Consider the following 14,273-nt stretch of genomic DNA (forward strand, 5'->3'; position numbering starts at 1 on the left):
GGAGAAGCAAACGTAGAACTGACGCCAGAATTGGCCTTTAAACTGGGACGTTTTGGTGGGTATGTTCTTAGCCAACACGAAACAGAAGCCCCTAAAGTCTTTGTAGGACGTGATACACGTATCTCAGGAGAAATGTTAGAATCAGCCTTAGTGGCAGGTCTCCTCTCCGTAGGGATTCACGTCTACAAACTTGGTGTCCTTGCAACACCAGCAGTAGCTTACTTGGTCAAAACTGAGGGAGCCAGTGCAGGTGTCATGATTTCAGCGAGTCACAACCCAGCCCTTGATAATGGAATTAAGTTCTTTGGAGGGGATGGCTTCAAACTTGATGACGAAAAAGAAGCAGAAATTGAAGCCTTGCTAGATGCTACAGAAGACACCCTGCCTCGTCCAAGTGCTGAAGGCTTGGGAACCTTAGTGGACTATCCAGAAGGTTTACGTAAGTATGAAGGCTACCTTGTTTCAACTGGAACTCCTCTTGAAGGAATGAAAGTGGCCTTGGACACTGCAAACGGTGCAGCATCTACAAGTGCTCGTCAAATCTTTGCAGACCTTGGGGCTCAAATAACTGTTATCGGTGAGACACCAGATGGTCTTAACATCAACTTGAATGTGGGTTCTACACATCCAGAAGCTCTTCAAGAAGTGGTCAAAGAAAGCCAGTCAGCTATTGGTTTGGCCTTTGACGGAGACAGTGACCGTTTGATTGCTGTTGATGAAAATGGTGACATCGTCGATGGTGATAAGATCATGTATATCATCGGTAAATACCTTTCTGAAAAAGGCCAGTTGGCTCAAAACACCATTGTGACAACGGTTATGTCTAACCTCGGCTTCCATAAGGCCTTGGAGAGTGCTGGCATTAACAAGGCAGTGACTGCTGTTGGTGACCGCTATGTCGTTGAAGAAATGAGAAAATCAGGCTACAACCTTGGTGGTGAACAGTCTGGTCACGTTATCTTGATGGATTACAATACAACGGGTGATGGTCAATTATCAGCTGTCCAATTGACCAAAATCATGAAAGAAACAGGTAAGAGCTTGTCTCAACTGGCATCAGAAGTGACGATTTACCCACAAAAATTGGTCAATATCCGAGTGGAAAATGCCATGAAAGAAAAAGCCATGGAAGTACCAGCTATCAAAGCCATCATCGAAAAGATGGAAGAAGAGATGGCAGGCAACGGCCGTATCCTTGTCCGCCCAAGTGGAACAGAACCCCTCTTGCGTGTCATGGCAGAAGCGCCAACAACAGAAGAAGTCAACTACTATGTAGATACGATTGCTGCTGTGGTTAAAGATGAAATCGGAATTGACTAAAGCCTAGAAAAACTAGATGAAATGATAAAAATGTGGTACAATTGCATAGTAAATTGTAGCAATGGGAGAGAAAAATGAATCTTAAACGAGAACAAGAATTTGTTAGCCAGTATCACTTTGATGCTCGCAACTTTGAATGGGAAAATGAAAATGGAGCTCCTGAAACCAAGGTAGACGTTAACTTTCAGTTACTCCAACACGACCAAGAAAACCAAGTAACTTCGCTAGTTGTTATCTTGAGTTTCATGATTGTATTTGACAAATTTGTCATCAGCGGAACGATTTCCCAAGTGAACCATGTGGAAGGTCGTATTGTCAACGAACCAAGCGAATTTAACCAAGAAGAAGTCGAAACCTTGGCACGTCCATGTTTGAACATGCTCAATCGTTTGACGTATGAAGTAACAGAAATCGCCTTGGATCTTCCAGGGATCAATTTGGAGTTTTAGTCATGAAATTAGCTGTCATTACAGATTCTTCCGCCTATTTAGAGGAGAAGACGCTGCAAAGAGAGAATCTATTTATCTTGGATATTCCTGTCAATATTGATGGGGAAGAGTATGTCGAAGGTGTCAATCTGACTGCTGAGGAATTTTATCAAAAAATGCCTCAGTCTGCTGAATTGCCTAAGACCAGTCAACCAAGTATTGCTAAATTGGATGAGATTCTAAGTTCCTTGAAAGAAGATGGCTATACCCATGTCTTGGGACTCTTTCTTTCGTCAGGGATTTCAGGTTTTTATCAGAATATCCAATATATGTTAGACGAGTATGAAGGTTTGACCATTGCCTTTCCAGATACTCATATCACAAGTTCCCCTCTAGGATTTATGGTGGAGAGTGCCTTTGAATGGGCAGAACAAGGCGATGATTTTGCCCAGATTCAGGAGAAGTTGGGGATTCAAATTGCTGATAATTCAGCCTTTATCATAGTAGATGATCTCGACCACTTGGTTAAGGGAGGACGTTTGTCAAATGGGGCAGCCATCTTAGGAAATCTCCTCAGTATCAAGCCTATCCTTTACTTTAATGACCAAGGTGTGATTGAAGTTTACGAAAAAGTTCGTACAGAAAAGAAGGCAATCAAACGTTTGGTGGAAATCATCAAGGAGTTGACAAAAGACGGGGACTACCGTATAACAGTCATCCATGGCAATGCTCCTCAAAAGGCAGTGGATTTGCGCCAGCTTTTGATGGAGAGTGGTGTGACTTCTGAGATTCCAATTAATACCTTTGGGAGTGTCATTGGGACCCACCTTGGAGAAGGTAGTATCGCCTTGAGCTATACACCAATCGTCTAAATTGTTCTTACAGGCTTTGTATCTTAGACAGGAGTAGAGATGAGTATTCGAGTAATTATTGCCGGTTTTAAGGGAAAGATGGGCCAAGCTGCTTGTCAGATGGTTTTGGCTGATCCTGACTTGGACTTGGTGGCAGTTTTGGATCCTTTTGAGTCTGAGTCAGAATGGCAGGGAATTCCTGTCTTCAATGATAAGGCAGCCTTGGTTGGATTTGAGGCTGATGTCTGGGTGGATTTTACTACACCAGCCGTTGCCTACGAAAATACGCGCTTTGCCCTTGAAAATGGCTTTGCTCCTGTCGTAGGAACAACAGGCTTCACTAGTGAAGAAATTGTAGAATTAAAAGAATTCTCTCGTGCCCAAAATTTGGGTGGCTTGATAGCCCCTAACTTTGCCTTGGGTGCTGTCTTGCTCATGCAATTTGCGTTCCAGGCTGCCAAATATTTTCCAAATGTGGAGATTATCGAACTTCATCATGACAAGAAAAAAGATGCTCCGAGTGGAACAGCCATTAAAACAGCTGAGTTGATGGCTGAAGTTCGGGAGTCTATTCAGCAAGGTGCGCCTGATGAGGAAGAATTGATTGCAGGTGCCCGTGGTGCTAATTTTGATGGCATGCGAATCCACTCAGTCCGTCTACCAGGCTTGGTAGCCCATCAGGAAGTCATCTTCGGCAATCAGGGAGAGGGATTGACACTCCGTCATGACTCCTATGATCGCAGCTCCTTCATGACAGGGGTCAATTTGGGAATCAAAGAAGTTGTCAAGCGTCATGAGCTTGTCTATGGATTAGAACACTTATTATGAGATTAACACAAATGCCTTCTGAATTTCAGAAGGCTTTACCAGTATTAGAAAAAATTAAAGAAGCAGGTTTTGAAGCCTATTTTGTTGGAGGCTCTGTTCGAGATGCCCTTCTTAATCGCCCCATCCACGATGTGGATATCGCGACTTCTTCCTATCCAGAGGAGACCAAGCAGATTTTTCCGCGAACAGCTGATATCGGAATCGAGCATGGGACCGTCTTGGTTTTAGATGGTAACGAGGAGTATGAAGTAACCACCTTTCGGACCGAAGATGTCTATGTAGACTATCGCAGACCCAGTGCGGTTTCCTTTGTCCGTTCTCTTGAGGAAGATCTCAAACGTCGTGATTTCACAGTTAATGCCTTTGCCTTGGATGAGACGGGAGAAATCATCGATTTGTTCGATGGTCTCAAAGATCTGGAAAACCAAGTCTTGCGAGCAGTAGGAGTAGCTAGTGAACGTTTTAACGAGGATGCTTTGCGTATTATGCGTGGTTTTCGTTTTCAGGCCAGTCTTGGTTTTGAACTTGAGCAAGAAACATTTAAAGCTATGAAGACTTTGACGCCGCTTTTGGAGAAAATTTCTGTAGAGCGTACCTTCGTTGAGTTTGATAAACTCTTACTGGCTCCATTTTGGAGAAGGGGTTTGGCTTCCATGATTGAGAGTCAAGCTTATGACTATCTCCCTGATATGGTAGCTAGTCAGGACAAGCTCAATAGACTGTTTGATTTGGAGACTGATTTTACTTTTGAATCTTCTGAACAAGCCTGGGCGGCTCTACTGTGGGCTTTAGAGATTGAAAATGCGCAGCCATTTTTGAAGGCATGGAAGACCTCACGCCAGTTTGCCAAGCAGGTACAAGATTTGCTGACTATTTTGGCCTTGCGTGAAAAGGGAGAATTGAGTAAGCGCGATTGTTATCGCTTTGACTTGGATTTACTTTTACAGGCTGAAAATCTTCGTCAGGCCCAAGGAAAAGAAGTCAACCCACAAGCCATCACAGAAACCTATCAGAGTTTGACCATTCATGACAAGAAAGAAATCCAAATCAACGGTGGTATTTTGATCAAGGAATATGGCTATCAGCCGGGTCCAGATTTGGGAGAGATTTTAACAGAGATTGAGTTTACCATTGTCGATGGTGACTTGGAGAATGACCGTCAAGCCATCCATGCTTATCTGAGGGAGAAAAAATGAGTGATTTTATCGTTGAAAAACTAAGTAAATCCGTCGGTGACAAGACCGTTTTTAAGGATATTTCCTTTATTATCCATGACCTAGACAGAATTGGTCTGATTGGTGTCAATGGAACAGGGAAGACCACCCTTTTAGATGTTCTTTCTGGTGTTTCTGGCTTTGATGGGGATGTCAGTCCCTTTTCAGCTAAGAATGATTACCAGATTGGCTACTTGACCCAAGATCCTGATTTTGATGATAGCAAGACGGTCTTGGATACGGTCCTATCCAGCGACCTCAAAGAGATTCAGCTGATTCGTGAGTATGAATTGATCATGCTCAACTATAGTGAGGATAAGCAGGCGCGTTTGGAACGAGTCATGGCAGAAATGGACTCTCTTCAAGCTTGGGAAATTGAGAGTCAGGTCAAGACGGTTCTTAGCAAGCTGGGTATTCAGGACTTATCGACTCCTGTTGGGGAATTGTCAGGTGGTCTAAGAAGACGGGTCCAGTTGGCGCAAGTCTTACTTGGTAACCACGACCTTTTGCTTTTGGATGAGCCGACCAACCATCTGGACATTGCGACTATTGAGTGGCTGACCCTCTTTTTGAAAAATTCTAAGAAGACCGTCCTTTTTATCACCCACGACCGTTATTTCTTGGATGCTTTGTCAACACGGATTTTTGAGTTGGACCGAGCAGGATTGACCGAATATCAGGGCAATTATCAGGACTATGTTCGCCTTAAGGCGGAACAGGACGAGCGTGACGCGGCTCTTCTTCACAAAAAAGAACAACTCTACAAGCAAGAATTGGCCTGGATGCGCAGACAACCGCAGGCGCGGGCAACCAAGCAGCAGGCTCGTATCAATCGTTTCCACGACTTGAAGAAAGAAGTCTCAGGTGGCGTTGCTGAGACAGACTTGACCATGAACTTTGAAACCAGTCGTATTGGGAAGAAAGTCATCGAGTTTCAAGATGTTTCTTTTGTCTATGAGAATAAGCCCATTTTGAAAGATTTTAATCTCTTGGTGCAGGCTAAAGATCGTATTGGAATTGTTGGGGACAACGGTGTTGGGAAATCAACTCTCCTTAACTTGATTGCAGGAAGTCTTGAGCCGACAGCAGGACAAGTTGTGATTGGGGAAACTGTTCGCATTGCCTATTTCTCTCAGCAAATTGAGGGCTTGGATGAAAGCAAGCGAGTGATCAATTACTTGCAGGAAGTGGCAGAAGAGGCCAAGACCAGCGGTGGTTCTACGACTTCGATTGCAGAGTTGCTGGAGCAGTTCCTTTTCCCACGTTCGACGCATGGGACCTTGATTGAGAAATTGTCTGGGGGAGAGAAAAAACGTCTTTATCTCCTCAAACTGCTCTTGGAAAAACCAAATGTTCTTCTCTTGGACGAACCGACAAATGACCTAGATATTGCGACCTTGACAGTTTTGGAGAATTTCTTGCAAGGCTTTGCTGGTCCAGTTTTGACTGTTAGCCACGACCGCTATTTCTTGGATAAGGTAGCGACTAAGATTCTGGCTTTTGAGGATGGCAAGATTCGTCCTTTCTTTGGCCATTACACCGACTATCTTGATGAAAAAGCCTTTGAAACAGAGATGGCCAATCAAGTACAAAAGGCCGAAAAGGAGAAAGTGGTCAAGGTCCGTGAAGACAAGAAACGCATGACCTACCAAGAAAAGCAGGAGTGGGCAAGTATTGAAAGCGATATTGAAGCCTTGGAAGATTGTATCGCTGCTATTGAAGAGGAAATGCAGGCCAATGGTTCTGACTTTGGTAAGCTGGCTACTCTCCAAAAAGAATTGGATGAGAAAAACGAAGCACTTCTTGAAAAATACGAACGCTATGAGTATCTCAGTGACTTTGATAGCTAGAAGAATAGAAAAATCCCGTCTCATGACAGGATTTCTCTATTCTTTTTTGGTTTCTTGATGAAAGATATTTTGCCAGGTTTCGTGGCGACGCCAGATACTGGTGTGGATGATACCATCTAACTCATAGCAAATGAGTTTGGTCTTTTGACTGATGGAAGTGATTTGAATATTCTTGATAGCTACATTCAACTCTTTTTCGGCTTTATAGGCCTCTTTATTCATCTGTTCTCCATCTTGACGAATATAGACAAAATCATCAGCCAAGAGTTCTTCTAGTTGATTTCCTTGGTCAATCAATTGTTCACGCATAAGCAATTTTTTATAGACATTGTCTAAAATTTCATCCTCAGGGATAGGTGCTGGCTCAATATGAACATCGGTATCAAAGACGCCAAAACGTTCCTCCAGCATAGATTCGACTTGATCCGCAATCTCGTGACTCTCAAAAACAGACAGGTCAGGATTCATCTCCAGCGTGATATCCAGGTAAATATTGCTACCGTAAGTGCGACCTCTTTGCGACTTGACCTTGCTGATTTTGGGAATTTCCATAATGGCCTTTTGATAGTCCTCAAGCAGACGGTCGTCAAAGCCATCTGAAAGACTAAAGGAAGACTCGATAAAGATATCATAGGCAGTCTTCAAGATAAAGAAAGTGATGATAATGGCAACCAGTTTATCCACAATGGGATAATTGAAACTGCTAGCTAGAATGGCAATGGTGGTACCAAGTGAGGTGACAGCATCAGAAAGATTGTCTTTGGCGGCAGCCTTTAGTGCCTTGGAGTTGGATTTCTTACTGAGGCGAGTGTTGTAGAGATAAACCACAAACATAATCGCTGCAGAAATGATTCCTAGAGTTGCACCAAGAGGATCAATGACCGTTTCTTCATGACTGAGAATTTTTTGAATGGTATCCCGAAGTACATCGAAACCAACATAGAACATGATGATGGAAGTGATTAAGCTAGCCAAATCCTCAATCTTCCAGTGACCAAAACGGTGGTCACGGTCTGCAGGCTGGCGCGCCATACGAATCCCAATCAAGAGGGCAACATTTCCAATGATATCCGACACGTTGTTGAAACCATCCGCTACCAAACTGGATGAATGCAGAAGATGACCAGTAGCCAATTTGGCTGCAGACAAGAGCAAGTAGGTCGAAATACTGATAATGGCCCCACGCTCAGCTAACTTGAGATTTGAGATAGATTGCTTCATTCAACTTCCTTTCTAGTCATATAGCATTCTACCATTATACTGGTTTTCAAGGGAAAATTCAAATAGGATGGATAAAAGTAAGAAAATACACAACAGAAAATACTTTTTTTTTTAGGAAACATGATAGAATGATATCTGGAAGTTTATGCTTTTTTATACAAAAATATTAGCAGATACCAAAGGAGATTATATGAAAACATTGATTGTTATTCCTGCTCTAAATCCTCCACTTGATTTAATTAAATACATAGAAAAATTAAGACTATCTGGGTTAGAAAATATTTTAATTGTAGACGATGGAAGTAGGCCTGAATTTAAAAATATTTTTGAAAACCTAAGAGATGAACAGGGATGTCAAATATTAACTCATGCAAAAAATTTAGGAAAAGGACGTGCCTTAAAAAATGCCTTTAACTATTTTCTGACAATGCCAAATGTAGAAGAATATAACGGGATTGTCACTGCTGATTCGGATGGACAACATAGGGTTGAAGATGTCTTATCTATGGTAGAGATAATTTCTAATTATCCTGATTCGCTAATTTTAGGTTGTCGTGATTTTGATTCTGAAAATGTACCGCCAAAAAGTAAATTTGGGAATAAGCTTACAAAATTAGTATTTAAATTGCTTTATGGTCGAAAAATTACAGATACTCAGACTGGACTTCGAGGCTTTCCAAAGGCAATTCTGTATGATATGTTAGAAATTCCAGGTGAACGATTTGAGTATGAAACTAAAATGTTAATACATACATTTGATAAATCGATTCCAATAAAAGAAATAACTATCGAAACCATTTACTTTGATGGTAATGCTGAAACTCATTTCAATCCTATTAAAGATTCATTGAGAATTTATAAAGTAATCTTTACATCATTCTTTAAATATTTGTTATCTTCTCTTTCTTCTTTTTTAGTTGATATTGGATTGTTTCAGTTGTTCCTGTGGATTTCTTTATCCGCAGGAATTCATAGGGGTGCACTGTTGATTCTATTATCGACTATTTTGGCAAGAATAATCTCATCTTATTTTAATTTTACAATGAATAAGAATTTTGTCTTTGATGGTGAAAAAAGAATTCATAAAACGATTGTTAAATACTATAGCTTGGCGGTTTTCCAAATGTTATTATCTGCAGCAATGGTGACAGTCATTTGGAATATGTTTTCTGGTTCTGAAACAGCCATTAAAATAGTAGTAGATACAATTTTATTTCTTGCTAGTTATCAAGTTCAAAGAAGGTGGGTGTTTAGATAGTGATAAATAGGTTAAATGTTATAGTTTTAAAAAATATTCTCCTTTCTTATTGTGTAGCTCTTTTACTAATGTTAGATAAAAAAATTATAGTAAGCAATTATGTTTCGTTTTTAAGTGTTTTTAAAACTGAAACTATACCAACGGCTACAATATTTTTTACTGTTTTATATTTTGTTAGCAAAAATAAGTTGTCTTATATAGATAAGAGAGATTCTACAATTATAAAAATATTCGTATCATTTTTGTCATTTGTTTTTGTTGTAGGAGGGGATATTACCTATACGCAATCAACATTTAGAGGTGACATTAATCGGTATTCTCTTTTGTTATCTATTTTTCTTTTCATTTCTTATTACTTAGTATTTGACTATTTTTTAAAGTTACTTTGGATTAGATATAATAATTATATAATAAAATTAGGAAGTGAGCTAAAGACATTTAAAAAGATAGATAAACGAAAATATTTCATTTTGTTTGTTCCTTTTATTTTAGTGAGGTGTGTTGCATTTGTTCTACTGTATCCAGGAATTACAACTTTTGACAGTATGACAATAATAGGTGAGGGATTAGGGATTTATCCTTTAAGTAACTCGCATCCATATTTATTTACATACATTGTAAGTCTATTTACAAAATTCGGTATGAATTTTGTAGGAGGAGCTGGTGTTGGAGTAGCAATTTTTAATTTTCTTACTTTGTCTCTAACCTCTTTTATTTTTGTGTATGTATTGTATAGAATTTTTGAATTGAGTGAAAATAAATACTTAAATATAACTTTATACTTATTTTACCTACTGTTTCCTAATTTTATTATTGTTAGTTTCACGATGTATAAAGATGTATATATGGTAAATTCATTAATATTATTTTTCTTAAGTATTGTATATATCATTTATCAACCAACTAACTATTTTGAAAATAAAAAGTTTTTCTTTATGTTCATTATTTCATTTTTTGGAATATATATGATGCATAGGAAGGCTGTTATTTATATAATTGTAGGGATTCTTGTACTACTTATTTTTAATAAACGATACTACAAGAAGATTTTATTTTATTCTTTAACATCAATAAGCTTCACGTTGCTAATAAACTCTTTTGCTAGTTCATTAATTCAACCACAAGAATCTTCGAAACGATATGATTATTTAGCACCTAGGTTTCAACAGATTGCTGCTGCTGTACATTACCACCCAGAATCATTTTCTAGTGAAGAATTATCTCTCTATGATGATACATTAGGTTTAGAAAATAATAAGAAATTTGTTTATTTTAAAGCTGATCCAATTAAAGATAGTATGAAAAATGAACAATTTGAGGGGAGAGAAAAAGAATTTTTTAATTTATGGTTGAAAGGCTATATTAGTCATCCAAAGACTTATATAGATGCTCTACTTAATTTATCAGTTTCTTATTGGTATCCGTATGATTATTCTGATTTAACGTATATGGGTAATTATTATCGTGTTATGTATGAAGATAGTAGCAATGTTTATGGAGATACAACTTCACTTGATGATGGATGGAAGAATCAAACAAAGTTTAAGAAGCTACAAGAATTCTATTGGAATATACATAAGACGATTTCTTATTTACCGATTTTTTCTATATTTTATAGTGCAGGGTTATATACAATTTTATTGTTAATTATTTTGATGATTTCATTATTGAGGAGAGATTATAAGATTTTAGGTTTAATAATTATATGTGTTTCAATAATACTAACGTGCATTTATTCTCCAATTGTAAATTATTTTAGATATTCGTATGTATTTATGGCCATAATCCCTTTGTTACTTCCCTTCCTTTTTTTGAAAAGACGATAGAGAGCTTCAAATATGTTGAGTAGTTAAATATTCTTGAATTTTCTTCAAAATTTGATATAATAGTACTACTCAAGGGAGTAGCTGGCAGAAACCTGTGATAGTGTCGTCATTCCGAATTTTATACTGAAAAGTATGCTTTCCGGCACTATCTTAAACAGCGAGACTTGTTATGATTAACAGGTCTCTTTTTGTTTGTCGTGAAAAGATGCGATGAGGGAAAAGAGAGTCTGTTTTGCACACAATGTCAAGGAGGAGACACATGTCAAAAGAACAAAAACGCCAAGCGTTTTACACTCAGAGTCCTGAAGAGGTCTTGCAGGCTGTGGATGCGACCGAGCAAGGTTTGTCATCAAGTGAGGCGGAAAAGCGCCTTGCAGAATTTGGCCACAATGAACTGGAAGAGGGTGAGAAAAAATCTCTCTTGGTTAAATTCATCGAACAGTTTAAGGATTTGATGATTATTATTTTGATTGCTGCAGCCATCTTGTCCGTCATAACTTCTGGTGGGGAAGATATTGCAGATGCCATTATCATCCTAGCCGTGGTTATCATCAACGCTGCCTTTGGTGTTTACCAAGAAGGAAAAGCAGAAGAAGCCATCGAAGCCCTCAAATCTATGTCAAGTCCAGCTGCCCGCGTTCTTCGTGATGGGCATATGGCAGAGATTGATTCAAAAGAATTGGTACCAGGTGATATTGTTGCCCTTGAAGCAGGTGATGTAGTACCAGCGGACCTACGTTTGCTAGAAGCCAACTCTCTTAAAATCGAAGAAGCAGCTCTTACAGGGGAGTCTGTGCCAGTCGAAAAAGACTTGACAGTCGAGCTTGCTGTAGATGCTGGTATTGGTGACCGTGTCAACATGGCCTTTCAAAACTCAAACGTGACCTATGGTCGTGGTCTTGGTGTTGTTGTCAATACAGGTATGTACACGGAAGTTGGTCATATTGCTGGCATGCTCCAAGATGCGGATGAGACGGATACACCACTCAAACAAAACTTGAACAACCTTTCTAAGGTCTTGACCTATGCAATTTTGGTTATTGCCTTGGTTACTTTTGTAGTCGGAGTCTTCATTCAAGGAAAAGATCCACTTGGTGAGTTGATGACCTCTGTTGCGCTTGCTGTTGCAGCCATTCCCGAAGGGCTTCCTGCTATCGTAACCATCGTTCTTGCCCTTGGTACTCAAGTTTTGGCAAAACGAAACTCTATCGTTCGTAAGTTGCCAGCAGTAGAAACGCTTGGTTCAACAGAAATCATCGCTTCTGATAAGACTGGTACACTTACTATGAACAAGATGACAGTCGAAAAAGTCTTCTATGACGCTGTCCTACATGATTCAGCTGATGACATTGAACTAGGTCTTGAAATGCCTCTTCTTCGTTCAGTTGTCTTGGCTAACGATACTAAGATTGATGCAGAAGGAAACCTGATCGGGGATCCAACGGAAACAGCCTTCATCCAGTATGCCTTGGATAAGGGCTATGATGTTAAAGGATTCTTAGAGAAATATCCTCGTGTGGCTGAAATGCCATTTGACTCAGATCGTAAGCTCATGTCAACAGTTCACCCATTGCCAGATGGGAAATTCCTAGTGGCAGTCAAGGGAGCTCCAGACCAACTTTTGAAACGTTGTGTTGCTCGTGATAAGGCTGGAGATGTCGCTCCGATTGATAATCAAGTCAATGACTTAATTCACACAAACAACTCTGAAATGGCTCACCAAGCCTTGCGTGTCCTTGCAGGTGCTTATAAGATTATTGATAGCATTCCAGAGAACTTGACTTCTGAAGATCTTGAAAACAACTTGATCTTTACTGGATTGATTGGGATGATTGACCCTGAGCGTGCCGAAGCAGCTGAAGCAGTTCGTGTCGCTAAGGAAGCGGGAATTCGTCCAATCATGATCACGGGTGATCACCAAGACACAGCGGAAGCCATTGCCAAACGTTTGGGAATCATCGATGAAAATGACTCAGAAGACCATGTCTTGACTGGTGCTGAGCTCAACGAACTTTCAGATGAAGAATTTGAAAAAGTCGTTGGTCAATACTCTGTCTACGCGCGTGTATCTCCAGAACACAAGGTTCGTATCGTGAAAGCGTGGCAAAACCAAGGTAAGGTCGTTGCCATGACAGGTGACGGTGTGAATGACGCTCCAGCTCTGAAAACAGCTGATATCGGTATCGGTATGGGAATCACTGGTACAGAGGTTTCTAAGGGTGCATCTGACATGATTCTTGCGGATGATAACTTTGCGACCATCATCGTCGCAGTTGAAGAAGGACGTAAGGTCTTCTCAAACATTCAAAAGACCATTCAGTACTTGCTTTCTGCCAATACGGCTGAAGTTTTGACCATCTTCTTAGCGACCCTCTTTGGATGGGATGTTTTGCAACCAGTTCATCTTTTGTGGATCAACTTGGTAACCGATACCTTCCCAGCTATCGCTCTTGGTGTTGAGCCGGCTGAACCTGGTGTTATGACCCACAAACCACGTGGACGTAAGTCAAGCTTCTTCTCAGGTGGTGTCTTGAGTTCCATTATTTATCAAGGTGTACTCCAAGGGGCACTGGTCTTGACCGTTTATGGCCTTGCTCTTACCTATCCAGTCCATGTAGGAGACAACCAAGCCATTCACGCAGATGCCCTTACCATGGCCTTTGCAACACTCGGTTTGATTCAGCTCTTCCATGCCTACAACGTTAAGTCTGTTTACCAATCCATCTTGACAGTCGGACCATTCAAGTCTAAGACCTTCAACTGGTCAATCTTGGTATCCTTCATTCTTCTGATGGCAACCATCGTTATAGAACCGCTTGAAGGTATCTTCCACGTAACCAAACTAGACTTGTCACAATGGGCTATTGTTCTAGCTGGAAGCTTCTCAATGATACTTATCGTCGAAATCGTCAAGTTTGTTCAACGTAAACTTGGTCTTGATAAGAACGCGATTTAAAAAGAAAGTCATCTTCGGATGGCTTTTTTTGCATTTGAGGGAAAGGACTAGAAGTTGCCCTCTTTTGTGCTATAATAAAGTAAAGTTGTAAGGAGCGTAAGAGAATGGAAAAGAAAATTGTCCGAGATGTCTTATTCTTGTCGCAGGTCTCGAAACCTGCAAGTCAAGAAGACCTTTATCTGGCTAAGGATTTGCAGGATACCCTGCTGGCTAATCGCGAGACCTGTGTCGGTCTGGCAGCAAATATGATTGGCGTGCAGAAGCGTGTGATTATCTTTAATCTTGGCTTGGTTCCCATGGTCATGTTTAACCCCATTCTCCTTTCCTCTGAAGATCCTTACGAGACAGAGGAAGGTTGTTTGTCCTTGACTGGGGTACGGCCAACGACTCGCTATGAAACGATCACGGTTTCCTATCGCGATAGCAAGTGGCAGGAACAGACCATTACACTGACAGGTTTTCCAGCTCAGATCTGCCAACATGAACTGGATCATTTGAAAGGACGAATTATTTAGGAGGAA

The 14,273-nt window shown here is 40.2% G+C and carries 11 protein-coding genes; 10 read left to right on the forward strand and 1 reads right to left on the reverse strand.

Annotated features, from left to right (window positions below):
* From glmM to SORDD24_RS00910, 6 genes are all read left to right on the forward strand, one after another.
* A partial coding sequence (gene glmM, locus SORDD24_RS00885; protein WP_155720114.1) for a phosphoglucosamine mutase occupies nucleotides 1-1,320 on the forward strand: 1,320 nt, incomplete at its 5' end.
* 74 nt (nucleotides 1,321-1,394) lie between these two features.
* Nucleotides 1,395-1,769 carry a DUF1149 family protein gene (locus SORDD24_RS00890; RefSeq protein WP_001050092.1) on the forward strand — a complete coding sequence of 125 codons (375 nt, stop codon included), beginning with the start codon at nucleotides 1,395-1,397 and terminating at the stop codon, nucleotides 1,767-1,769.
* 2 nt (nucleotides 1,770-1,771) lie between these two features.
* Entirely contained in the window at nucleotides 1,772-2,620 is an 849-nt protein-coding gene (locus SORDD24_RS00895; protein ID WP_061406681.1) for a DegV family protein, read from the forward strand.
* A gap of 39 nt (nucleotides 2,621-2,659) precedes the next feature.
* A complete protein-coding gene (dapB, locus tag SORDD24_RS00900) occupies nucleotides 2,660-3,427 on the forward strand; it encodes a 4-hydroxy-tetrahydrodipicolinate reductase (protein ID WP_061406683.1) in 768 nt (255 codons plus the stop codon).
* Nucleotides 3,424-4,623, forward strand: a complete 1,200-nt coding sequence (locus tag SORDD24_RS00905) for a CCA tRNA nucleotidyltransferase (protein ID WP_081103476.1) — start codon at nucleotides 3,424-3,426, stop codon at nucleotides 4,621-4,623. Before dapB ends, SORDD24_RS00905 begins: the two co-directional genes overlap by 4 nt.
* Entirely contained in the window at nucleotides 4,620-6,491 is a 1,872-nt protein-coding gene (locus tag SORDD24_RS00910; RefSeq protein WP_061406687.1) for an ABC-F family ATP-binding cassette domain-containing protein, read from the forward strand. Before SORDD24_RS00905 ends, SORDD24_RS00910 begins: the two co-directional genes overlap by 4 nt.
* A gap of 36 nt (nucleotides 6,492-6,527) precedes the next feature.
* Here the strand turns inward: SORDD24_RS00910 and mntE are convergent, their stop codons facing one another.
* Entirely contained in the window at nucleotides 6,528-7,712 is a 1,185-nt protein-coding gene (gene mntE, locus SORDD24_RS00915; protein WP_061406689.1) for a CDF family manganese efflux transporter MntE, read from the reverse strand.
* Nucleotides 7,713-7,902: 190 nt separating this feature from the next.
* On the opposite strand from mntE, the gene SORDD24_RS00920 reads away from it, so the two are divergent.
* The 4 genes from SORDD24_RS00920 to SORDD24_RS00935 all read left to right on the forward strand — a co-directional run bounded on the left by SORDD24_RS00920 (nucleotide 7,903) and on the right by SORDD24_RS00935 (nucleotide 14,267).
* Entirely contained in the window at nucleotides 7,903-8,970 is a 1,068-nt protein-coding gene (locus SORDD24_RS00920; RefSeq protein WP_061406691.1) for a glycosyltransferase, read from the forward strand.
* Between the two features lie 68 nt (nucleotides 8,971-9,038).
* Entirely contained in the window at nucleotides 9,039-10,796 is a 1,758-nt protein-coding gene (locus SORDD24_RS00925; RefSeq protein ID WP_155720109.1) for a DUF6020 family protein, read from the forward strand.
* 259 nt (nucleotides 10,797-11,055) lie between these two features.
* Nucleotides 11,056-13,752: a cation-translocating P-type ATPase gene (locus SORDD24_RS00930; protein WP_061406695.1), complete on the forward strand. Its 2,697-nt coding sequence runs from the start codon at nucleotides 11,056-11,058 to the stop codon at nucleotides 13,750-13,752.
* Nucleotides 13,753-13,856: 104 nt separating this feature from the next.
* A complete protein-coding gene (locus SORDD24_RS00935) occupies nucleotides 13,857-14,267 on the forward strand; it encodes a peptide deformylase (RefSeq protein ID WP_061406697.1) in 411 nt (136 codons plus the stop codon).
* The last annotated feature ends 6 nt before the right edge of the window (nucleotides 14,268-14,273 follow it).

It is taken from the genome of Streptococcus oralis (assembly GCF_001579175.1).
Taxonomy (GTDB): domain Bacteria; phylum Bacillota; class Bacilli; order Lactobacillales; family Streptococcaceae; genus Streptococcus; species Streptococcus oralis_O.

Excerpts from the sequence above, each read along its gene's own strand:
- SORDD24_RS00905 (WP_081103476.1), top strand. The coding sequence starts at position 3,424 with ATGAGATTAACACAAATGCCTTCTGAATTTCAGAAGGCTTTACCAGTA.
- SORDD24_RS00930 (WP_061406695.1), top strand. The coding sequence starts at position 11,056 with ATGTCAAAAGAACAAAAACGCCAAGCGTTTTACACTCAGAGTCCTGAA.
- dapB (WP_061406683.1), top strand. The coding sequence starts at position 2,660 with ATGAGTATTCGAGTAATTATTGCCGGTTTTAAGGGAAAGATGGGCCAA.
- SORDD24_RS00910 (WP_061406687.1), top strand. The coding sequence starts at position 4,620 with ATGAGTGATTTTATCGTTGAAAAACTAAGTAAATCCGTCGGTGACAAG.
- SORDD24_RS00920 (WP_061406691.1), top strand. The coding sequence starts at position 7,903 with ATGAAAACATTGATTGTTATTCCTGCTCTAAATCCTCCACTTGATTTA.
- SORDD24_RS00925 (WP_155720109.1), top strand. The coding sequence starts at position 9,039 with ATGTTAGATAAAAAAATTATAGTAAGCAATTATGTTTCGTTTTTAAGT.
- mntE (WP_061406689.1), bottom strand. The coding sequence starts at position 7,712 with ATGAAGCAATCTATCTCAAATCTCAAGTTAGCTGAGCGTGGGGCCATT.
- SORDD24_RS00895 (WP_061406681.1), top strand. The coding sequence starts at position 1,772 with ATGAAATTAGCTGTCATTACAGATTCTTCCGCCTATTTAGAGGAGAAG.
- SORDD24_RS00935 (WP_061406697.1), top strand. The coding sequence starts at position 13,857 with ATGGAAAAGAAAATTGTCCGAGATGTCTTATTCTTGTCGCAGGTCTCG.
- SORDD24_RS00890 (WP_001050092.1), top strand. The coding sequence starts at position 1,395 with ATGAATCTTAAACGAGAACAAGAATTTGTTAGCCAGTATCACTTTGAT.